Here is a 21,556-nt window from a genome sequence, read left to right on the forward strand (position 1 = left end):
ATGCCCGGCTGCGCGGGCGACGGTGCCGGCGCCTGGGCCATCGCGCATGGGGCGCCCGAGAGCACGAGCCCCGGGAGCACGAGCAAGGGCAGGGCAAGGCGAGCCGGAAGCTGCATCCGCACGAAAGAAACCTCGATGGGAAAGGGGGAGGGGCGGCGGCGTCAGTAGCGCGGGTCGTCGCCGAACAGGTAATCGGGGTCGCGCCGCCGCGGCCGGGCATCGTCGTCGCCGAAGGGCGAGCGCGCCGTCTGGCCGGGCCAGAGCCGGGAGCCGCCGTCGAGGTCGCCCTGGGCCCGGTGGCTGCGCATCGCCGGGCGCCGGTCGCCGAACGGGTCGAGCAGGTCGGCATCGGGCGCGCGGTTGCCGTAGGCGTCGCCGGCGACGTCGGCGCCGTCCTCGAGGCCCGAGAGGTCGCCGTCCTCCGCGTCCGGCCGCATCGCGTAGGCGTTCTCGCGCGGCAGCAGCTTGTACTGCGTGTCGGCCATGCGGCCGTCGGCGGCCTTGCGGAAGTGCTCGGTGAACCCGCCGCCCGAGACGCGCTGCCCGCTGCGCGGGTCGATCGAGAGGTCGACGAGCATCTGCCGCGCCTCCGGAGAGGGCGGGGCCAGCGGGGTCTTGGCCACGCCGTTGGCCCAGGCGGCCTGGAAGATCGCGGACGCGATCGGCACGGAGACGTGGCCGCCGGTCTGGCCGCGGCCCAGCGTCTTGCGGGTGCCGTCGGCGTTGTCGTAGCCGACCCAGACCACCACCGTGACCTCGTTGGTGAAGCCGGCGAACCACGCGTCGTTCTCGTTCTCCGAGGTGCCGGTCTTGCCGGCCACGAACTGCGAGACCCGCGCCAGGGCCGCCGCGGTCCCGTGGTTGGTCACGCCCTGGAGCATGGTCTTGAGCTGGTAGAACGCGACCCGGTCGGCCGAGCCGATCCGCACCGGCTCGCGGGCCGCGTGGGCGTAGACGGTCCTGCCGTCGCGCTCGATCCCTTCGAGGGCGTAGGGCGCGGTGCGGGCGCCCTCGTTGGCCACCGCGGCGTAGAACCCGGCGAGGTCGATCATCCGCACCGGCTGGGCGCCCAGCACGAACGGGTAGTACGGCTCGCAGGCGGCGTAGATCTGCGCCTCCAGGGCGATGTCGCAGACCCGCTTGAGGCTGGCCGGCGCCTTGTCCGCGATCCCGCCCTGGAGGAGGCGGGCGGTGACGAGGTTCTTGGAGAATTCCAGGCCGCGCCGCAGGGTCGTCGGGCCGGAGCCGCCGCCCTCGTAGTTCTTCGGCGACCATGCGTCGCCGACCCCGCCGATCGGCGGCAGGGTCACGGGCGCGTCCATCACCAGGGTGTTGGGCTGCAGGCCGGCATTCAGCGCGGCGAGGTAGGTCAGCGGCTTCAGGGTCGAGCCGGGCTGGCGCACCGCCTGCGTCACGCGGTTGAGCTGGCTCGCCGGGTAGGAGAACCCGCCGGCCATCGCCAGGATGCGGCCGGTGCGGTTCTCCAGCACCAGGGCCGCGCCCTGCACCGACGGCTTCACGCGGATCTCGGCGCGCAGACCTTTGCCGTCCCGCAGCTTCACCCGGACGACGTCGTACGGCTGCAGCCTGCCGCGAGCGATGCCGGGGTCGAGCAGCGCGACGCGGCCGTCGCCGAGCCCGACCTTCACGCCGTTGCGGCCGGTCTCCAGCACCACGGCGAGCGGCCAGCGCACGTCGTAGAGCACCGGCCGGGCGCTCTCGAGCGCCCGCAGCCACACCGGCTTCTCGGCGGGCGCCGCCGCGGCGACCGGCTTTCCGCGCGCCGGCCTGCCGACGGCCGCCTTCGCCGCCTCGGGTTTCGCCGCGGGTTTCGCCTCCGCCCCGGTCACGCCCGGCAGCGATTGCGGCGCCGCCTCGGGGGCGGGCGTCGCCGCCCCGAGCTTGCGCACGCTGTCGGCGAGGTTGAACTCCGGCCCGGAGAAGGTCTGGCGCCCGGTGCCGCGCTCGTAATTCGCCAGCCCGTCCTGCAGCGCGCCCTCGACCGCCCGCTGCAGCCCGGCATTGATGGTCGAGCGCACGGTGAAGGACGAAGCGGTGAGCGAGTCGAGGCCGGCGAAGGTGCGGGCCTCGCGGGTGAGATGATCGACCACGTAGAACCCGGAATCCCGCCGCGCGGTCTCGATCGGCTTCAGCCCGAGGTCGGAGGCGACGGCCGCCGCCATCTCGGCCTCGGTGATCGCCCCCTCCTCCTTGAGGCGGGCGAGCACGTAGGCGCGGCGCTCGCGGGCGCGCTCGGGGTACTTGTCGGGGCTGTAGAAGTTGGGGCCCTTCGGCATGCCGGCGAGAAGCGCCGCCTCGGGCAGGGTGAGCTCGCCCACCGACTTCCCGAAATAGCTCCTGGCGGCCATCTCGATGCCGTAGGCGCCGCGGCCGAGATAGATCCCGTTGAGGTAGAGCCCGAGGATCTGCGGCTTGCCGAGGATGCGCTCCAGGCGGGAGGCGACGATCATCTCGCGGATCTTGCGCTCGTAGGTGACGTCGTCGCCCACCGAGAGGTTCTTCACCACCTGCTGCGTGATGGTCGAGCCGCCGGCCGGGCGGCCCGGGGCGGCGAGGTTTCCGATGAAGGCGCGGATCACCCCGCGCTCGTCGATGCCGTGGTGGCTCTCGAAGCGCTTGTCCTCGGCGGCGATGAAAGCTTGTCGGACCAGTTGCGGCACGTCGCCGATCGGCACGACGAGGCGGCGGCCGTTCGGCTCGAAGGTCTCGGCGAAGGGCTTTCCCGAGGCGTCGAGGATGCGGGTCATGCCCGGCAGCGCCTTGTCGCGCAGGGCCTCGGCGGTCGGCAGATCGGTGGTCGCCTTGTTGTAGAATTCGATCACCTCGCGGGCGTCGAACGGCGAGGTCTTGGGGTTCTCGCCCTTGCAGAACTGCTTGTAGCTCGTGTTCAGCTCGCCGATGTCGAGCCCGTGCAGGATCTTCGGCGCCGCCGGCCCCGCCACCGCGCTCGGGTCCTCCATCGCGGTGGAGATCAGCTCGTCGAGGTTGATGTCCTCGATGTCGAAGGCTTTTCGCATGTGCGCGCAGCCGTCGCGCAGGATCTGCACGACCTGCGGACCGTCGACGGCAGGGTCGAACCGGGTCCTCACCGCATCGGGCTTGGTCGTGACCTGGCTCAGCGTCAGGGCGGTCGCGAACAGCTTGATCAGGATGGTGTTCATGAAATCCGGGGCACCGGGCTCTTCCACGCGCGCCCCGAACCTGCGGGCGTCGCCCTGAACAGGGCGTGCACAACGCGGCTGTTTTAAGGAGCGTGCCTCGCCCCGGGCTTGTGCGCGGCTGCGTATTGACGCTTCGTATGGACACGTTACGGTGCGCTGCGATGTTCGAGTGGGACGAGGCCAAGCGGCTCGGCAACCTTGCCAAGCACCGGCTCGATTTCGTCAGGGCGGACCTCCTGTTCGACGGTCGCGCCCGGCTCGACCTGCCGTCGACGCATGCGCCCGAGCCGCGCATGATCACCGTCGCCGAACTCGACGGGGTGTTCGTCGCCCTGGTCTGGACATGGCGCGGCGATCGGCGTCGCGCGATCTCACTCCGGAGGGCACGTCATGAGGAACGAGCCGCATATCGTCAGCTATACGGCTGAGGAACTGACTGCGATGCGGAGGGACGGCGAGGACCGGACAGACTGGGAGGCCGTGAAGGCCATGACCGATGCCGAGGTCGAGGCCGCGGTCGCCTCCGACCCCGACGAGGCGGGGCTGGAGATCGACTGGAGCAAGGCGGTGTTCCACCCTGAGTCGCGCAAGAAGCCGATGACCATCCGGCTCGACGCCGACGTCCTGGCCTTCTTCCAGGGCCAGGGACGCGGATATCAGACCCGGATCAACGCCGTGCTGCGCGCCTACATGGAGCATGCGCGGAAGTAGCGGACCGGCCGGCTTCCTCCGTCCCGCCGCGCGCGTCGGGCCCCCTTCGACCTCGCGAGGCCCGATGATCACCGACCTCTGGTACAAGAACGCCGTCATCTACTGCCTGTCGGTCGCCACCTTCATGGATGCCGACGGCGACGGGATCGGCGATTTCGCCGGGCTGGAGCGGCGGCTCGACTACCTCCAGGGGCTCGGCGTCACGGCGGTGTGGCTGATGCCGTTCCAGCCCTCGCCGAAGCGCGACGGCGGCTACGACATCGCCGACCATTACGGGGTCGACCCGGATTACGGGTCGCTCGGGGACTTCGTGGCCTTCACCCACGCCGCCAAGCAGCGCGGCCTGCGGGTGCTGATCGACCTCGTGGTCAACCACACCTCGGACCAGCACCGCTGGTTCCAATCCGCCCGCTCCGACCCGGATTCGCCCTATCGCGACTGGTACGTCTGGTCGAAGGAGAAGCCGGCCAACGCCGACGAAGGCATGGTGTTTCCCGGCGTCCAGACGACGACCTGGACCTGGGACGAGGCGGCGGGCGCCTACTACTTCCACCGCTTCTTCGACTTCCAGCCCGACCTGAACACGGCCAACCCCGCCGTGCTGGCCGAGATCCTGAAGATCATGGGCTTCTGGATCGAGCTCGGGGTCTCGGGCTTCCGCATGGACGCGGTGCCCTTCGTCATCGCCGAGAAGGGCGCCGACGTGACGGGCGCGCCGCGCGAGCAGTTCGACATGCTGCGCGACTTCCGCGAGTTCCTGCAATGGCGCAAGGGCGACGCGATCATCCTGGCCGAGGCCAACATCCTGCCCCGCCAGGACCTCGACTATTTCGGCGACGACGCCGACCGCGCGCACATGATGTTCAACTTCCAGGTCAACCAGGCGACCTTCTACGCGCTGGCGGCCCACGACGCGCGGCCGCTCGTCAAGGCGATCGAGCGGACCAAGCCCCGGCCGCTCTCCTGCCAGTGGGGCATCTTCCTGAGGAACCACGACGAGCTCGACCTCGGTCGCCTGACCGAGAAGCAGCGCCAGACCGTCTTCGAGAGGTTCGGCCCCGACAAGGGCATGCAGCTCTACGACCGCGGCATCCGGCGCCGCTTCGCGCCGATGCTCGACGGCGACCCGCGCCGCATCCGGCTGGCCTACTCGCTGATGTTCACGCTGCCCGGCACCCCGGTGCTGCGCTACGGCGACGAGATCGGCATGGGCGACGACCTGACCCTGAAGGAGCGCGACTGCGCCCGCACGCCGATGCAGTGGACGCCCGAGGCGCAGGGCGGCTTCACCCGGTCGGCGACGCCGACCATGCCGCCGATCGACCACGGCGCCTACGGCTACGCGCACGTCAACGTCGCGGACCAGCGCCACGAGACCGGCTCGCTCCTCAACTGGATGCAGAGCATCATCCGCCTGCGCAAGGAGGCGCCGGAGATCGGCTGGGGCGATGTCACCGCGCTCGAGACCGGCCAGCCGGCCGTGCTGGCGCTCCGCTACGACTGGCGCGGCAACGCGGTGCTGTGCCTCCACAACCTCGGGCCCGGCCCGACCGAGGTCGCGCTCGACACCGGCGTCCCCGCGCCGGACGGCCTGCTGCTGATCGACCTGCTCACGGGCGAGCGCAGCGAGGCGGACGATGCCGGGCGCCACGGCCTCTACCTGGAGGGCTACGGCTATCACTGGTTTCGGGTCGGCGGGCTCGACGCGCTACTGAAGCGCAAGCCGACCTGACCGGCGCCTCGCGCTTGCCGCCGCGGCAGGGTAGGGGAGACCGGGAAGCGAGAACCCGATGCCCCGACGCCCCCCACTTTCGCCCGACGCGACCATCGCCGACGTGCTGCCCGACCTCGAGGACGGCGAGGCCTATCTCCGCGCGGTGCTCGCCACCATGCGGATGTGCCAGAAGCATTTCGGCGACGCCGTGGTGCGGATCGGGGTGACCGCGAAGGGCGGCCCGCCCTCCTACCGGATCGACCGCCCGGCGCCCGACGGCGCGGAGGCGCTGGTGCTGTTCGGCGCCTATGGCGGCCGCTCGCACGACCGCTTCACCCAGGTGAACACCGCCGAGACCCGCTGGAGCAGCCGGGCGCTGGGCATGGCGGAGATGCTGGCGCTCCACGACGGCTTCCGCCGGCCGAAGGGCGGGGCGGCCGACTGAGCGAGACCCCGAGAGCATCGTCCTCCCGCGCGCTCCATCGACCGCGCGCGACGAGGCTCAGAATCGCAGCCGCATCCCGGTCATGAAGATCCGCGGCGGGCCGGCGAAGATCGTGCCGCTCGTGTTCGCGAGCACGGCGCGGCCGTTCTGCAAGCCGGTGACGGGGCTCAGCGTGTTCGCCAGCGGGTTGGCGGCGCCGACATAGGCGGTGTCGAGGACGTTGCGGACCTCGCCGTAGAGGTCGAGGCGCCGGACGTCGCCGACGAGCGCCGTCGCGTAGTGGACGTTGAGGTTCAGGACCGCGAAGCCCGGCACCCGCAGCAGGTTGGCGTTGTCGAGGAAGGATCCGTCCTGCGCCACCGCCTCGGCGTAGGCGCCGAGGCCGGCGAGCGGCCCGGCCGGCACGTCGTATCCGATCCGGGCGAGGAGCTGGTGCTCCGGCACGCCGACGATGCGGTTGCCGGCCCGGTCGAACGCGGCGGTGAGCGGGCCGGCCGCGAGGCGCTCGACGAACCGCGTGTAGACCTGGGCGTCGAAGGTGTAGGCCAGCGTGCCGCGCCAGCCCGAGCCGAGCGCCGCCTCCGCCCCGAGCTCGATGCCGCGGTGCTCCGAGGCCGGCACGTTGAAGGTGTAGGACAGGAGCCCCGCCCCCGGCGACTGGCCGACCAGCTCGTTGCGGAAGAGCTCGTAGAAGCCGGTGAGGCTGACGCGCACGCCCGCCGTCGGGGACCAGTCCGCGCCGAGGTCGAATCCGAGGTTCTCCTGCGACCGGAGCCCGGTGTTGTCGCCGGGGATGCCGGCCGGCGTGACAAACAGGTTGCCGACCGACGGCGTCGCGTAGCCGGCGGCGACCCGGCCGCGCAGGGCCCAGTCCGCATCCGGCCGGTAGACGAGGATCAGCTCGGGCGCGACGTTGACGTAGGTCGGGTCGACCCCGGTGACGGCGGAGGCGGCGCCGGCGGCCGTGTAGGCGAAGGTGGTGTTGCGCCCGGCGATCGCGGTCCGCGTCGCGCCGATCCCGAGCACGGCGGTCCAGCGGTCGGACACGGCGATCTCGGCCCGTGCTCGGCCGCCAAGGTTGTCCTGCATCGCCTCCTGCAGGCCGATCAGCGCGCCGATCCGCGGTCCCCCGTAGGCCGCCCGGTTGAAGGTGGGCGCGCGGATGTCGATGGTGTCGTAGCTCAGCGCGAGGTAGCCGGTGGCGGCCAGCCCGAACAGCTCGCCGCGCCGGGTCAGGTCGGCGGCGAGGTTGACCGAGGGCAGGCTGGCGCGGCCCGCCAGGGTGTAGAACGGCTGGTCGTAGCGGCGCTCGTCGTAGCCGGCCTGGACGCGCCAGGTCGTCTGCGCGTCGACGTCGTGCTCCCAGCGGCCGGCGACGACGGTGCGGCGGTCGTCGCGCCCGAAGCCGCCCTCGTCGGCGGTCACCGCCACGGTCCGTCCGAAGATGCCATTGCGCAGGATCGCGACCGTCGCGCAGCCGGGCGCCGCCGTCGCGGCGGTCTCGCAGCCGCGCTGGTACGGGTTGAGGGTGAACTGGTTCAGCGACGCGCGCGCCGGCAGCCCGGTGGAGACCACGTTGTCGATCACCTTGAGGGTGAAGCGGTCGTCCGGGCTCGGGGTGTAGCTCGCCAGCAGGTTGACGGTCTGGGTGTCGAAGCTCGCATGGCCCTGGTAGCCGTTGCCGCGCGCGTCGCTGGAAAACAGGCTGATCTCGAACGGGCCGCTCGCCTGGCCGACGGCGAAGGACGTGTTGAGGACGCCGAAGCTGCCGGCGTCGACCGCGACCTCGGCGCCGTCGATCTCGCGGCCGGTGCGGGTGCGGAAGGCCAGCGCGCCGCCGCTGGCATAGTTGCCGAACAGGGCCGATTGCGGCCCGCGGAACACGTCGATCCGCGAATAGGCGCGGGGATCCGACAGGTCGAAGCGCGAGGCGCCGTCGGCCTGCGTCACCAGGAACCCGTCCTCCAGCACCACCATGTTGCGGGTGATGCCGGTGGAGCGGGCGTTGTTGCCGCGGATCGAGATCACCACGTCGCGGCCGCCGAGCCCCTGGCGGACGGTGACGCCGGGGCTGTTGGCGAGCACGGCGCCGATCCCCGTCGGCGGCCGGTCGTCGATCGCGCCCGCGCGCCCGATCGACGTCACCACCTGGCCGACGGGGTTCTCGATCGGGCTCGGGGCCGATCCGGGCGGAGCGGACACGCCGAAGCCGCGGGGCTCGTCGGGGCGGGCCTCGCCGACGACGGAGAGCGTGTCGAGGGTGACGCCGTCGTCCGATCCGGATCGGACCTCCGCCTCCGGCCTTGCCGCGGCCTCCGCCCCAGCCGCCGCGGATACGAGCTGGGCCAGCATCAGGGCGGGCACGATCCGGCGGAGGCGGACGCGCCCCCGCAAGCGCCGGAACGCCATCGCGGTCACCCGATGCGGTCGACGCGCGGCGCGACCGGCAACCGCGCGGCGATGTCGACGAAGGCGGGCGGCACGGGCACGGCGCAGATCCGCGAGACGGACGAAGGCGAGTTGGAGGAAGGCGAGACGGACGACGGATTGTGCACAAAGTTGTATCGGTTGCACCGTCAACCAACCAGCCGGCGGCGGCGCACGCGCGATGAATCGGCCGAGCCGTCGCATTTCGGATACAAGCGCTCCTGCGGTGCGGCCGCCCCCGGGGTGCGGCTCGACCCGATCGGGGTTAGAACGGGCAGCGCTTCCACCCTCCACTCGGTGAACGGACCACCATGCCAGGCACGCCCCGCGTCGGGATCATCCCGGTCACGCCCTTCCAGCAGAACTGCACCCTGATCTGGGATGCCGCGACCAAGGTCGGCGCCGTGGTCGATCCCGGCGGCGACCTCGACCGGATCGAGGCGGCGATCGCCGAGCAGGGCGTGAGCGTGGAGAAGATCCTGCTGACGCACGGGCATATCGACCATGCCGGCGGCGCGGCCGAGCTGCGCGAGCGCCTCGGCGTGCCGATCGAGGGCCCGCACGAGGCCGACCGCTACCTCCTCGACTCGCTGCCCGAGACCGGCGCCAACTACGGCATCGACGGCGCCCGCGCGGTCGTGCCCGACCGCTGGCTCGACGAGGGCGACGCCGTGACCGTCGGGCCGCTGGCCTTCGACATCCTGCATGCCCCCGGCCATTCGCCCGGCAGCGTGGTGTTCGTCAGCCGCGACGCGCGCTTCGCCCTGGTCGGCGACGTGGTGTTCAAGGGCTCGGTCGGGCGCACCGACCTGCCGGGCGGCAACCACGACCAGCTCATCCGCGCGATCCGTGAGAAGGTGCTGCCGCTCGGCGACGACCTCGCCTTCATCCCCGGCCACGGCCCCACCGGGACGCTCGGCGAGGAGCGGGTCTCGAACCCGTTCCTGCAGGGTTGAGCGCCATGGAAACGCGCCCCGTCGGCCGCTCCGGCCTGTCCGTCGCCCCGTTGTGCCTCGGCGCCAACGTCTTCGGCTGGACGGCCGACGAGACCACGTCCTTCGCGATCCTCGACCGCTTCGTCGACGCGGGCTTGAACTTCGTCGACACGGCCGACGTCTACTCGCGCTGGGCCCCCGGGCATGCGGGCGGCGAGTCGGAGGCGGTGATCGGCCGCTGGCTCGCCGCGCGCGGCACGCGGGACAAGGTCGTGCTGGCGACCAAGGTCGGCATGGACATGGGCGGGGGCAGGACCGGCCTCGCGCCCGCGCGCATCGCCGAGGCCTGCGAGGCCTCGCTCCGCCGGCTCCGGACCGACCGGATCGACCTGTACCAGTCGCATGCCGACGACGCGGCGACCCCGCAGGAGGAGACGCTGCGCGCCTACGAGCGCCTGATCCAGGCGGGCAAGGTGCGGGCGATCGGCGCCTCGAATTTTTCCGCCGCGCGCTTGCGCGAGGCGCTGGCCGTCGCGGAACGCGCGGGCCTGCCGCGCTACGAATGCCTGCAGCCCGACTACAGCCTGGCCGAGCGCGGCTACGAGGCCGAGCTCGAGCCGGTCTGCCGCGAGGCCGGGCTCGGCGTGATCGGCTACTTCTCGCTCGCGGCCGGCTTCCTCACCGGCAAGTACCGCTCGGCGGAGTCCGCCGCCGGCCGCGCCCGCGAGAACCGGGTGTCGAAGTACCTGACGCCGAAGGGCTTCGCGCTGCTCGCCGTGCTCGATGCGGTCGCCGCCGAGCACGGCGCCAGCCCGGCGCAGGTGGCGCTCGCCTGGATCATGGCGCGCCCCGGCATCACCGCGCCGATCGCCAGCGCGACCTCGGTGGCGCAGCTCGACGAGCTGATCGGGGCCGCCACGCTGCGCCTCCCGCCCGATGCGATCGCACGCCTCGACGCGGCGACGGCCGGCGGGATTCAGGCCTAACCCGACGTTAAGGCGGCCGCGTCAGAACACGGGACCGAGCCAGGCCGTGCAAGCCTGGAAACGATGCAATTTCAAGGCGGAACGCCTATATGAGGCGGACTGATCGAATCGCAGGCGGGGCTGCTCCCAAGCGGGCGCCGGACCCTCGCGCTCGGACCCGCCTGCCCGAGGACCTTGATGTCTGACCAGAACCCGAACGACCTGTCCCAGGGCGCCGTGCCCCCCGCCGAATTCGTCGACGCCTACGGCGCGGAGTCGATCCGCGTGCTCAAGGGCCTGGATGCCGTGCGCAAGCGCCCCGGCATGTATATCGGCGACACCGACGACGGCTCGGGCCTGCACCACATGGTCTACGAGGTGGTGGACAACGCCATCGACGAGGCCCTGGGGGGCCATGCCGACCTCGTGACCGTGACGCTGAACGCCGACGGCTCCTGCACGGTCTCGGACAACGGCCGCGGCATCCCGGTGGACATCCACAAGGAGGAGGGCGTCTCGGCGGCCGAGGTCATCATGACCCAGCTCCACGCCGGCGGGAAGTTCGACCAGAATTCCTACAAGGTCTCGGGCGGCCTGCACGGCGTCGGCGTCTCGGTCGTCAACGCCCTGTCGCAGTGGCTGCGCCTGCGCATCTGGCGCAACGACAAGGAGCACACGATGGAGTTCCGCCACGGCGACGCCGTGGCCCCGCTCAAGGTCCTCGGCCCCGGCAACGGGCGGAAGGGGACGGAGGTCAGCTTCCTGCCCTCCACCGACACCTTCACGATGATCGAGTTCGACTTCGCGACGCTGGAGAAGCGCCTGCGCGAGCTCGCCTTCCTCAATTCCGGCGTCCGGATCGTGCTGACCGACGCGCGCCACCCCGAGCACCGGCGCGAAGAGCTGTACTACGAGGGCGGGATCGAGGCGTTCGTGCGCTACCTCGACCGCTCGCGCAAGCCGATCGAGGGCGTGTCCAAGCCCGTCATGGTGCGCTCGGAGCGCGACGGCATCCGCGTCGAGGTGGCGTTCTGGTGGAACGACTCGTTCAACGAGACGGTGCTGCCCTTCACCAACAACATCCCGCAGCGCGACGGCGGCACCCACATGGCGGGGTTCCGCGCCGCGCTGACCCGCCAGATCACCGGCTACGCGGAATCGTCGGGCATCGCCAAGCGCGAGAAGATCACCCTCACCGGCGAGGATTGCCGCGAGGGCCTGACCGCGGTGATCTCGGTGCAGGTGCCGGACCCGAAGTTCTCGTCGCAGACCAAGGACAAGCTCGTCTCCTCCGAGGTGCGCCCGGCGGTGGAGAACGTGCTGAACGAGGGCCTGTCGAACTGGCTGGAGGAGAACCCGTCCCAGGCCCGGTCGGTGATGGGCAAGGTGATCCTGGCGGCCTCGGCCCGCGAGGCCGCGCGCAAGGCGCGCGAGACCGTGACCCGCAAGGGCGCGCTCGACATCGCCTCGCTGCCGGGCAAGCTCGCCGACTGCCAGGAGCGCGACCCGAGCAAGTGCGAGATCCTGCTGGTCGAGGGCGACTCGGCCGGCGGCTCGGCCAAGCAGGGCCGCGACCGCACCTTCCAGGCGGTGCTGCCGCTGCGGGGCAAGATCCTCAACGTCGAGCGCGTGCGCGCCGACCGGATGCTCGGCTCGGCCGAGATCGGCACGCTGATCACCGCGCTCGGGGCCGGGATCGGGCGGTCCTCGACCGACCGCGAGGGCTTCAACCCGGACAAGCTGCGCTACCACCGCATCATCATCATGACCGACGCGGACGTGGACGGCTCGCACATCCGCACCCTGCTCCTGACCTTCTTCTTCCGGCAGATGCCGGAGCTGATCGAGCGCGGCCACCTCTACATCGCCCAGCCGCCGCTCTACAAAGCCGAGCGCGGGCGCAAGGCGCTCTACCTCAAGGACGAGCGCGCCCTCGAGGACTACCTGATCGACCAGGGCGTCGAGGGCGCGACCCTGACGCTGGCCTCGGGCGCGGCCTTCGGCGGCCCGCAGCTCAAGACGCTGGTCGAGGAGGCCCGCACCTTCCGCGGCATCCTGCTCGGCCTGCACACCCGCTACGACCGCTCGGTGGTCGAGCAGGCGGTGCTGGCCGGCGCCTTCCGGCCGGAGGCGGCCGAGCACGCGGGCGAGGCCGAGGTCCTGGCCGACGTGACGGCCAGGCGCCTCGACGCCATCGCCGACGACATCGAGCAGGGCTGGCAGGGCGAGGCGTCGGAGGGCGGCTACGTCTTCGGGCGCACGCTGCGCGGCGTGCGCCAGGTCGCGACGCTCGATGCCGGCCTCATCGCCTCGCAGGAGGCGCGCCGCCTCGCCGACCGCGCCGACGCGCTCCGCGAGATCTACGGCGAGCCGGTCACCTTCTCGCGCAAGGGCGAATCGACGGTCCTGCACGGGCCGGTCGCGCTGTTCGAGGCGGTGATGGCGTTCGGCCGGAAGGGGCTCCAGCTCCAGCGCTACAAGGGCCTGGGCGAGATGACCGCGCAGCAGCTGTGGGAGACGACGCTCGACCGCGACATCCGCTCGCTGCTCCAGGTCAAGGTCAAGGACACCACCGACGCCGACGACCTGTTCGTCAAGCTGATGGGCGACGTGGTCGAGCCCCGGCGCGAGTTCATCCAGGAGAACGCGCTCAGCGTGGCCAACCTCGACGTGTGATCCGTCGGTGCGAGACGCGTCCGGCCGACGGCCGGACGACGCTCCCACAGACCTCGGTGTCCGCCGTATCGGATGTCAGGACAGCCCGTTCGCGCCGAGAGCCCGGCGCATGTCCAGCTTGTCGCGGATCCCGTACTCCGCGAGGGCGGCGAGCCGGTCGCGCTCGGACAGCGCGGCGGGCGCCGTCGGATCCTGCGTCATCAGCCGTGCTCCGGGGGTTCGGGGGCCGAAGGCGCGGTGCCGATGATCCGGCGCAGGACCCGGCCGACCTGCGCGGCCGAGTAGGGCTTGTGCAGCAGCTCGAAGCCGTGGCTGTCCTCGCGGGCGAGCACGTGGCTGTAGCCCGAGGCTAGCACCACCGGCAGGGCCGGGATGCGGAGGCGCAACGCCTTGGCGAGCTCGATGCCGCCCATGCCGGGCATGACGACGTCGGAGAAGACGGCCCGGAAGCCGGCCCCGTCCGTCCCGAGGCGCGCGAGCGCCTCCTCCGCGTTGACCACCCATTCGGGCGCGTAACCGAGGTCCTCGAGGATCTGCGAGCAGAAGGCGCCGACCTCGAGGTTGTCCTCCACGAGCAGGATGCGCTGGCCCAGCCCCGCCGGCGACAGGGCGGCGTCGGGGTCGGCGACGGCGACCTCGACCGCTTCCGACGAGACCTCGGGCAGGTAGAGGGTGAAGGTCGTGCCCCGGCCGATCTCGCTCGTCACGTCGACGTCGCCGCCGGACTGCTTGGCGAAGCCGAACACCTGGGAGAGCCCGAGCCCCGTGCCGCGCCCGATGTCCTTGGTGGTGAAGAACGGCTCGAAGATGCGCCCGAGCACGTCGAGGGGAATGCCCGAGCCGGTGTCGGCGAGCGAGACCGCTGCGAACGGCCCGCGCGAGCCGGCATGGCCCCGGATCGTCGGCATGGCCTGCCCGGCCGCCACCCGCATCGTCAGCGTCCCGCTGCCGTCCATCGCGTCGCGGGCGTTGACGGCGATGTTCACCAGGGCCGTCTCGAACTGGTTGAGGTCGGCGCGCACCAGGGCCGGCCTGTCCGACGCCTCGACCCGGACGCGGATGCGCGCGCCGGTGATGGTGTCGAGCATCTCGGCCACGCCGTTCAGGCACGCCCCAACCTCGAACACCTCCGGCTTGAGGGATTGCCGGCGCGCGAAGGCCAGGAGCTGCCCGGTGAGCTTGGCGGCGCGGTCGACCGTGTCGGAGACGGCGTCCATGTAGCGCTTGCGCCGGTCCTCCGGCAGGTCCGGCCGGCGCAGGAAGTCGACGGACGAGCGGATGATGGTCAGCAGGTTGTTGAAGTCGTGCGCCACGCCGCCGGTCAGCTGGCCGACCGCCTCGAGCTTCTGCGATTGCCGGAGGTCCTGCTCCATCCGCTCGCGCTCGGCCGCCTCGGCGAGGAGCCGGGCGTTCGCCGCAGCTAGCTCGGCGGTGCGGGCCGCCACCTGGCTTTCGAGGAGGGCCCCCGCCTCGCGGAGGAGGGCGGCCTGCGCCTCCAGCTCCGCGTGGAGCGCCACCACGCCCCGGTTGGTGTCGGACAGCTCCCGGTTCAGGCGCTGGGCTTCCTCCTCGCGTTCGGCGAGCTCGGCGAGGCTGCGCAGGAGCTCGCGGTTCTGCTCGCGCATGGCGGTCGCCGGCTCGTCCGTCCGGGCCCGGGCGACGTCGTCGGCCAGAATGGTCAGCCGGCGCCCCGTGAAGGTCTCGGAGCCGAACGGCAGCCGCATCCCGAACGTCACCATCGTGCCGTGGTCGACGACGGATTCGATCTCGAAGCGGTTCATCAGCCGGCGCGATCCGGTGATGCCGATGCCGAGCCCGGTGGTCGAGCGGTAGCGCCCCTCCAGGATGGCATCGAGATGCAGGATGCCGGGCCCCGCGTCGCGGACGCGGATCAGCAGGATCTGGCCGCCCTCCACCGCGTCGAGGCCGTACTCGACCCGCCCGCCGCCGGCGTAGCCGTAGGCGTTGCGCGCGATCTCGGACAGGGCCGTGGCGATCCGGGTCTGGTCCTGGACGCCGAAGCCGAGGCGCTCGGCCAGCCCGCGCACCCGCTGGCGCACCGCGATGATGTCGTCCTCGTGCTCGACCAGGCTCGAGAGCAGCGGCCACCTCATGCCGGGTCCCCCCGCACGACCAGCACGGTGGCGTCGTCGCGGGCGCGGGCGAAGTCGCGCAGGATGACCCCGGCCACGAGGGTCGGGTGGGCGCCGGCGAGGCCCGGATGGGCGTCGAGGGACCAGCCCGTCGCGATGCCGTCGGAGCAGAGCACGAACAGGTCCCGCGCATGCATCGGGTACTCGAACTCCTGGATCCGCCGGGCCGCGTGGCCGGCCGTCCCGGCCAGGCTGACCGTCCGCTTCATCGCCGCGCCGGAGACCACCGCCCCGGCGACGTTGCCGATGCCGGCCAGCGCGAGGGTGGCGCGATCCCGGGCGTAGCGCGCGACGGAGATCGCGCCGCCGCGGGTGTGGGAGAGGCCCGCGTGGATGGCGGCGAGGATCGCCGCGGGCGGCTCGTCGCGATGGCGCCGGAACAGCTTGAGGGCCTCCTCGGACGCCTTGGCGGCCTCCGGCCCGTGGCCGAGGCCGTCCGACACGATGGCGGTCCAGCCGTCGTCGCGCTCGCGCACGGCGTAGGCGTCGCCGTTGGCGGTCTCGCCCTTCAGCGGCACCGTCACCGCGCCGAAGCCGGGCACGCCGTCCGGGGTGCGCGTCTTGTCGATCGACAGGCGCGCCAGCACCGAGGTGCCGAGGCCGGGCCGGGAGACGATGTCGAAGGCGTCGGAGAGGCGACGCACCGCGCCGAGCCCCTCGCCGGCGCTGCCGCCGGTGGAATGGCCGTCGCGCAGGGCGAGGCCGAGATCCTGGAAACCGTTGCCCTTGTCGAGGGCGAGGATCTCGACCCCCGAGCCGGTCCCGTCCTCGTAGGTGCCCACCAGGACCTCGCCCGGCACGCCGTACTTGACGACGTTGGTGGCGAGCTCGGTGACGACCAGGGCCACGCGTCCGGCCGCGGTCTCGTCAAAGCCGATGCCCTGCGCCACGGCGACGGCGCGCCGCCGCGCCTCGGCCACCTGGCTCGCTTCCGTCACGGTGATCCGGTGCATGCTCACTTCCACCGCGCGATCGTCACGCGGGTGCCGGCTCCGGGGGTCGACGCGATGTGGAACTCGTTCGAGAGCCGCTTGGCGCCGCCGAGACCGAGGCCGAGCCCGCCGCCGGAAGTGTAGTGGTCGGTCATCGCCTGATCGATGTCGGCAATGCCGGGGCCCTGATCCTCGAAGGTCAGGCGCAGGCCCCGGCGCGTCCCGGCCTGGACAATCTCCGCGTGGACGTGGCCGCCCCCGCCGTAGTCGAGGGTGTTGCGCGCGAGCTCGCTCGCGGCGGTGACGATCTTGGTCTGGTCGACGAGCCCGAGGCCGATCTCGACGGCGAGCGCGCGGACCCGCTGGCGCACCCGCACGACGTCGTCGCCCGAGCGGATCGCGAGGGTCTCGGCCTTCGGGGGCTCAGCCTTCGTGGCCTTCACGGTCGCCCCCGCAGCCGTCCTCCTCCTCGGCGAGCCGCGCCTGGATCAGCGCCATGCCGCGCTCGACGTTGAGGGCGGTCTTGATGCCGGTCAGCTCCAGCCCGAGTTCGACCAGGGTGATGGCGACAGCCGGCCGCATGCCGGCCACGACCGTCTCCGCGTCGAGGACGCGCGAGACGGCGGCGATGCTCACCAGCATGCGCCCGATGAAGGAATCGACGATCTCCAGCGCCGAGATCTCGAGCAGGACGCCGCGTGCGCCGGTGCGCGCGATCATCGCGGTGAGGTCCTCCTCCAGCGCGAGAGCGAGGCGGTCGTGCATGTCGACCTGGATGGTGACGATGAGGGCGCCACCCAGCTTGAGGATCGGAATGCGGTCCATGGCGTCAGCCGCGTCCCTCGATGGAGGCCTGCTGGCGCACCACCTTGCGGCCGGTCCGCCTCAGGGCGACGGCGAAGGCGTCGGCCAGGGTCGCCTTCGAGACGACGTTCAGCTCGACGCCGAGATGGACCATGGTCTGGGCGATCTGGGGCCGGATGCCGGAGACGATGCAGTCGGCGCCCATCAGCCGCGCCGCCGCGACGGTCTTCAGCAGGTGCTGCGCCACCAGGGTGTCGACGGTCGGCACGCCGGTGATGTCGATGATGGCGATCTCGGCCTCCTCGTCGACGATCGCCTGGAGCAGGTTCTCCATCACGACGCCGGTCCGGGCGCTGTCGAGGGTGCCGATGAGCGGCAGCGCGAGGATGCCGTCCCAGAGCCGGACCACCGGGGTCGAGAGCTCGGCGATCTCCTGCCCCTGGCGCCCGATCACCTCCTCGCGGCTGGCCAGGAACACCTCCATGGTGTGCAGGCCGAGCCGATCGAGCACCCTGCTCGCGGCCCGGGTCCCCGCCGCCAGCGTCGCCGCGTCCGTCGCGTGGGCCTTCTCGAGGGCCTCGAAGACCGGCGGCTTGAGGGAATACACGAAGTTGGCCGTGTCGGTCGGCGTGAAGCCCTGGATCGCCCGCGAGCGCGAGATGTCGGCGAGGGTGTCGCGGAGCTGGGCGAAGCCCTCCGCGTCGGCGTCGAGCCCGCCCGCGGCGAAAGCGTCCCGAAGCTGGCGATAGACCGCCCTGGCCTGGGTCTGGAGCTCGGCCTCGCGGATGCGGCCGCTCTGCAGGGATGTCCCCTCCCGGAGGGACAGGGTCCAGGCATCGAGGATGGCGGCCTCGTCGTCCGCGAGCGTCCGCTTCAGGACCTCGGCGCCATCGATACGCGTCATGTCTTCCCCCTGTCGTGATCCAGCATCTACCTGGGTCGTGACCGTTTCGATAGGCTGCATCGCCGCCAAGTCCGGTCTCTCTCGCGACAATGCTTGCATTCGGATCAGTGAAAAGAAAGATTTCCCACGCCCGGAACCATCATCGGCCCGGACCGTCCTCGCGCGCCGCGAGACGGATGCGGCGAGGCGCCGCCCGGATTTGAGGTGCTGCGTGACTTTGAAGAACTTGGCCAAGCTCTTGGCCAAGCGCTTGGCAGAGCCGGAGAAATCGCGTCGGCGACGACGTCCGGCCGGCGTGGAGGAGACGGCTCTCATGGTCGGGCGCCAGCGTCCGGGCGGACGGCGGCTTGCCCGTGGAACCCGGTGACGCCTCGGACGAAGCGGAGACCGACGGCGCGCTGCGCGGCCCGCCGGTCGAGGGCGGCCTCCGACCCGTCAGGGCGTCGGATCGGCCGCCGCGACGGCGTCGTCGAGCTTCCGCAACAGCGTGCAGAGCTGCTCGGAGGGCGGCGGCGTCGGCAAGGCCTCGTACATCGCGCGCAACGTGCGGCCGAGATGCCGCTCGGTCGCGTTCACGGGCGAGGCGTAGAGCCAACGACTCTCGAAGAAGGGCACGGTCGTCTCGCTTTCGGCGTCGGGCAGGGCTGCGTCCCGGCGACCCTGCCCGATCGACGGATTCGATCCGGCGTCGCGGCAGCCCCCGACATCAGACTTAGCCAAGCGTGCTCGTCGCCCGGAGTTCCCGTCACGGGTTCGATGACAGGCATGCGTCCGATCGATGCTTGCGCCATCTTGATGAGCCGAGCCTTCAGGCTAGACCCGACTTGGCCGAGACGCGCAGGATCCGGGCGCCGACGCTCGCGTCCCGGCGTCCGGCCGGACCTCCGATCACTCGGCCGCGCGGAGCGGGCGCTCGCCGACCTCGGCCTGCGCGGCCTCGCGCTCGGCGGCTTCGAGGAAGGCGTGCGCCTCCGAGCGGCGCTCGAAGACGTGCGGGGCGAGGCCGCGGCGGCTCAGGGCCTCCTGCATCTTCAGGCGCAGGAAGGCGCTCGTCGCGTAGCGCGTCGTCGTGAGGTAGTGGTACTTCGACAGGTACTCGATCATCTCGGCGTAGTCGTCGTAGAGGTTCTCGCCGATGCGGAACCCGTCGTGGTTGACCACCGAGTTCACCCGCTGCCCGGCCTTCAGGCAGGCGGTCTCGAGCACCTGACGCAGCGCGTCGATGTCGCCCTTCGAGCGGACTTGCCAGCCTTCGAGGTTGACGAACAGCAGGTTGCGCGCCGGGTCGTAGCTCACCCGGTCGGGCAGGTTGAGGTTCAGGAGGTCGGCGAGCAACTCCATTGGCTCGTCGCGGAAGATGCGCGGGTCCATCGGGATCGGGTTCTCGATCACCGGCGTGAAGTCCATGTGGGCGAGGATGTCGCGGCCGATGTCGATGCCCGGCGCCACCTCGATCAGCTCCAGCCCGGCCTGGGTCAGGTTGAAGACGCAGCGTTCCGTCACGTAGAGCACCGGCTGCCGCCGCTCCTGCGCGAACGGCCCGCTGAAGGTGTTCTGCTCGACGGATCCGACGAACTTGCGCGAGCGGCCCTCCTGCACGATCCGCAGGCGTCCCTCGTCGATCTCGGTGACGAGGCCGCCGGAGGTGAAGGTGCCGGCGAACACCACCTTGCGCGCGTTCTGCGAAATGTTGATGAAGCCGCCGCAGCCGTTGAGCCGCCCGCCGAAGCGGCTGGTGTTGACGTTGCCGGCGCCGTCGCACTCGGCCATGCCGAGGCAGGTCATGTCGAGGCCGCCGCCGTCGTAGAAGTCGAACATCTGGTTCTGGTCGATGATCGAGTCGGCGTTGGTGGCCGCGCCGAAGCTCGAGCCGGAGGCGAGCACGCCGCCCACGGCGCCGGCTTCTGTCGTCAGGGTGATGTAGGGGGTGACCTTCTCCTCGTTGGCGATCGAGGAGATGCCTTCGGGCGCGCCGACGCCGAGGTTGACCACGCCGTTCGGCGGCAGCTCGAATGCGGCGCGGCGGGCGATGATCTTGCGCGCGTCGAGCGTCATCCGCTTCAGGCCGGTGACCGGCACGCGGATCTCGCCGGCGAGCGCCGCGTCGTGCTGCACGCCGTAGTTCATGCGGTGCTGCTCGGGCGGCGCCACCACGACGCAATCGACCAGGATGCCCGGCACGCGCACGTCCTTGGGCTTGATCGAGCCCTGCTCGACGATGCGCTCGACCTGCGCGATGACGATGCCGCCGTTGTTGCGGGCGGCCATCGCCTGGGCGAGGTTGTCCAGCGTCAGCGCCTCCTTGGAGACGCAGAGGTTGCCCGACGGGTCGGCGCTGGTGGCGCGGATGAAGGCGACGTCGATCTTGGTGGCCCGGTAGAACAGCCACTCCTCGCCCTCGACCTCCACGACCTTGACGATCTCGTCGGTCGTCAGGGTGTTCACGCGGCCGCCGCCGTGGCGCGGGTCGACGTAGGTGTGGAGGCCGACCTTCGAGAACAGGCCGGGCTGGCCGGCGGCGCAGGCCCGGTAGAGCTGCGAGATCACCCCTTGCGGCAGGTTGTAGCCGCGGATGCGGTTGTCCTGCGCGGCCTGCGCCACCTTGGGCATCCGCCCGAAGTTCGCCGCGATCACCCGCCCGAGCAGGCCCTCGTGGTGGAGGCGCCCGGTGCCGAGGCCTTTGCTGTCGCCGGCGCCGGCGGTCATGATCAGGGTGAGGTTGCCGGGCGCGCCGGTCTCGACGAAGCGCTTCTCCAGGGCCGCGTGCAGCGCCTCGGGGATGCAGCTCTGCACGAAGCCCGTCGTCGTGACGACGTCGTCGGTGCGGATGAGGGCGATCGCCTCGTCGGCGCTGACGATCTTGTTCTTCTTCACGCGACTCTCCCTGCCGACGACCGTTCCGGTCTTGCGGCCACTGCCTTGCGGCACCTGTTGGCTCAGGCTCTATTCTTGACGGACCGCGACGGCATGGCTGCGCGGGACCGCTCGGGGGGAGGTTAGGGCAAGCCAAGGCTGCCCTGCAAACGAACATTATTTGTCGCGACGTTGAAATTAACTCGTTCTTCCACGCGCAGAATATTGAATTCAGATCCTGCGCCTTCGGCATCCCGCGGCGCTTCCGCACGCGCGCGGCTCACTGGTCAGCCGGCCGGCGCCGTGTCATGGGCTGAAGCCGTGACCGATGATCCCCACGCCCTCCGCGCCGCAGAAGCAGCCAGCCTCGGCTGGTCCGGCTTCTTCGAGGACCAGTGCGAGGCCGCCGATGCCGGCTTCGCGCCGATGCGGATCGCCCTGGTCCACCGCTCCCGGCTGACGGCGCTGTCGGCGGCCGGCCCCGTCGAGCTGATCCTGCCGGTCCACGCCAGCACCGGCGACGTCACCGTCGGCGACTGGGTCCTGGCCGATCCGCGGACGCTGACCCTGCACCGCCGATTGTCGCGGAGGACCGTGCTGCAGAGGCGCACCGAGGGCGGCAAGGTCCCGCAGGCCGCGGCCGCCAACGTCGACACCCTGTTCGTCGTCACCTCGTGCAACGCCGACTTCAACCCGGCCCGCCTGGAGCGCTACCTCGCCCTGGCCAACCAGGGCGGCACCGACCCGGTGATCCTGCTGACCAAGGCCGACCTGACCGACGACGTCGAGGCCTACCGCCGGCAGGCCGCCGCCCTCCAGCGCGGGCTGTCGGTGGTCGGCGTCAACCCGCGCCGC

Annotated in this window: 18 protein-coding genes; 8 read left to right on the forward strand and 10 right to left on the reverse strand. The window is 71.5% G+C overall.

All coding sequences use genetic code 11. From position 1 onward, the window contains the following. Positions 1 to 161: 161 nt before the first annotated feature. Positions 162 to 3,182 (reverse strand): transglycosylase domain-containing protein, encoded by a 3,021-nt coding sequence (locus tag FV223_RS04535; protein WP_147725685.1) that lies wholly within the window; start codon positions 3,180 to 3,182, stop codon positions 162 to 164. A 65-nt stretch (positions 3,183 to 3,247) separates the two neighbouring features. On the opposite strand from FV223_RS04535, the gene FV223_RS04540 reads away from it, so the two are divergent. From FV223_RS04540 to FV223_RS04555, 4 genes are all read left to right on the forward strand, one after another. Then, positions 3,248 to 3,610 (forward strand): BrnT family toxin, encoded by a 363-nt coding sequence (locus tag FV223_RS04540; protein ID WP_246689602.1) that lies wholly within the window; start codon positions 3,248 to 3,250, stop codon positions 3,608 to 3,610. Positions 3,611 to 3,623: 13 nt separating this feature from the next. Continuing rightward, on the forward strand, positions 3,624 to 3,893 hold the full coding sequence (locus tag FV223_RS04545; RefSeq protein WP_246689603.1) for a BrnA antitoxin family protein: 270 nt from the start codon (positions 3,624 to 3,626) through the stop codon (positions 3,891 to 3,893). Positions 3,894 to 3,957: 64 nt separating this feature from the next. Continuing rightward, complete coding sequence (locus FV223_RS04550; protein ID WP_147725687.1) at positions 3,958 to 5,625, forward strand: alpha-amylase family protein; 1,668 nt, start codon at positions 3,958 to 3,960, stop codon at positions 5,623 to 5,625. Positions 5,626 to 5,683: 58 nt separating this feature from the next. Then, a complete protein-coding gene (locus FV223_RS04555; protein WP_147725688.1) occupies positions 5,684 to 6,052 on the forward strand; it encodes a hypothetical protein in 369 nt (122 codons plus the stop codon). Between the two features lie 57 nt (positions 6,053 to 6,109). Here FV223_RS04555 and FV223_RS04560 read toward each other — a convergent pair whose 3' ends face one another. Further along, positions 6,110 to 8,461: a TonB-dependent receptor gene (locus FV223_RS04560; protein WP_244029246.1), complete on the reverse strand. Its 2,352-nt coding sequence runs from the start codon at positions 8,459 to 8,461 to the stop codon at positions 6,110 to 6,112. A gap of 329 nt (positions 8,462 to 8,790) precedes the next feature. Here FV223_RS04560 and FV223_RS04565 point away from each other — a divergent pair, with 329 nt between their 5' ends. The 3 genes from FV223_RS04565 to gyrB all read left to right on the forward strand — a co-directional run bounded on the left by FV223_RS04565 (position 8,791) and on the right by gyrB (position 13,055). Continuing rightward, on the forward strand, positions 8,791 to 9,435 hold the full coding sequence (locus FV223_RS04565; protein WP_147725689.1) for an MBL fold metallo-hydrolase: 645 nt from the start codon (positions 8,791 to 8,793) through the stop codon (positions 9,433 to 9,435). A 5-nt stretch (positions 9,436 to 9,440) separates the two neighbouring features. Next, positions 9,441 to 10,400 carry an aldo/keto reductase gene (locus FV223_RS04570; protein WP_147725690.1) on the forward strand — a complete coding sequence of 320 codons (960 nt, stop codon included), beginning with the start codon at positions 9,441 to 9,443 and terminating at the stop codon, positions 10,398 to 10,400. 177 nt (positions 10,401 to 10,577) lie between these two features. After that, entirely contained in the window at positions 10,578 to 13,055 is a 2,478-nt protein-coding gene (gyrB, locus tag FV223_RS04575; protein ID WP_187274726.1) for a DNA topoisomerase (ATP-hydrolyzing) subunit B, read from the forward strand. 75 nt (positions 13,056 to 13,130) lie between these two features. Here the strand turns inward: gyrB and FV223_RS32370 are convergent, their stop codons facing one another. The 8 genes from FV223_RS32370 to FV223_RS04610 all read right to left on the reverse strand — a co-directional run bounded on the left by FV223_RS32370 (position 13,131) and on the right by FV223_RS04610 (position 20,722). Beyond that, on the reverse strand, positions 13,131 to 13,256 hold the full coding sequence (locus tag FV223_RS32370; protein WP_281406260.1) for a hypothetical protein: 126 nt from the start codon (positions 13,254 to 13,256) through the stop codon (positions 13,131 to 13,133). Then, positions 13,256 to 15,169 (reverse strand): ATP-binding protein, encoded by a 1,914-nt coding sequence (locus FV223_RS04580; RefSeq protein WP_147725691.1) that lies wholly within the window; start codon positions 15,167 to 15,169, stop codon positions 13,256 to 13,258. Before FV223_RS04580 ends, FV223_RS32370 begins: the two co-directional genes overlap by 1 nt. Further along, entirely contained in the window at positions 15,166 to 16,161 is a 996-nt protein-coding gene (locus tag FV223_RS04585; RefSeq protein ID WP_147725692.1) for an ATP-binding protein, read from the reverse strand. The genes FV223_RS04580 and FV223_RS04585 overlap by 4 nt, the downstream gene beginning before the upstream one ends. Positions 16,162 to 16,163: 2 nt before the next feature. Next, on the reverse strand, positions 16,164 to 16,583 hold the full coding sequence (locus tag FV223_RS04590) for an anti-sigma regulatory factor (RefSeq protein WP_147725693.1): 420 nt from the start codon (positions 16,581 to 16,583) through the stop codon (positions 16,164 to 16,166). Continuing rightward, positions 16,564 to 16,965 carry an STAS domain-containing protein gene (locus FV223_RS04595; RefSeq protein WP_147725694.1) on the reverse strand — a complete coding sequence of 134 codons (402 nt, stop codon included), beginning with the start codon at positions 16,963 to 16,965 and terminating at the stop codon, positions 16,564 to 16,566. Before FV223_RS04595 ends, FV223_RS04590 begins: the two co-directional genes overlap by 20 nt. Before the next feature lie 4 nt (positions 16,966 to 16,969). Continuing rightward, the gene (locus FV223_RS04600) at positions 16,970 to 17,848 is read right to left on the reverse strand and encodes an STAS domain-containing protein (protein ID WP_147725695.1); all 879 of its coding nucleotides are present in this window, start codon (positions 17,846 to 17,848) and stop codon (positions 16,970 to 16,972) included. Between the two features lie 435 nt (positions 17,849 to 18,283). Next, entirely contained in the window at positions 18,284 to 18,463 is a 180-nt protein-coding gene (locus tag FV223_RS04605) for a hypothetical protein (RefSeq protein WP_147725696.1), read from the reverse strand. Positions 18,464 to 18,736: 273 nt separating this feature from the next. Next, complete coding sequence (locus FV223_RS04610; RefSeq protein WP_147725697.1) at positions 18,737 to 20,722, reverse strand: malonate decarboxylase subunit alpha; 1,986 nt, start codon at positions 20,720 to 20,722, stop codon at positions 18,737 to 18,739. A gap of 300 nt (positions 20,723 to 21,022) precedes the next feature. Here FV223_RS04610 and rsgA point away from each other — a divergent pair. Further along, positions 21,023 to 21,556, forward strand: a 534-nt coding sequence (gene rsgA, locus FV223_RS04615; RefSeq protein WP_246689604.1) for a GTPase RsgA, incomplete at its 3' end; no start/stop codon positions are given.

The sequence above is a fragment of the Methylobacterium sp. WL116 genome (genome assembly GCF_008039455.1).
Lineage (GTDB): Bacteria > Pseudomonadota > Alphaproteobacteria > Rhizobiales > Beijerinckiaceae > Methylobacterium.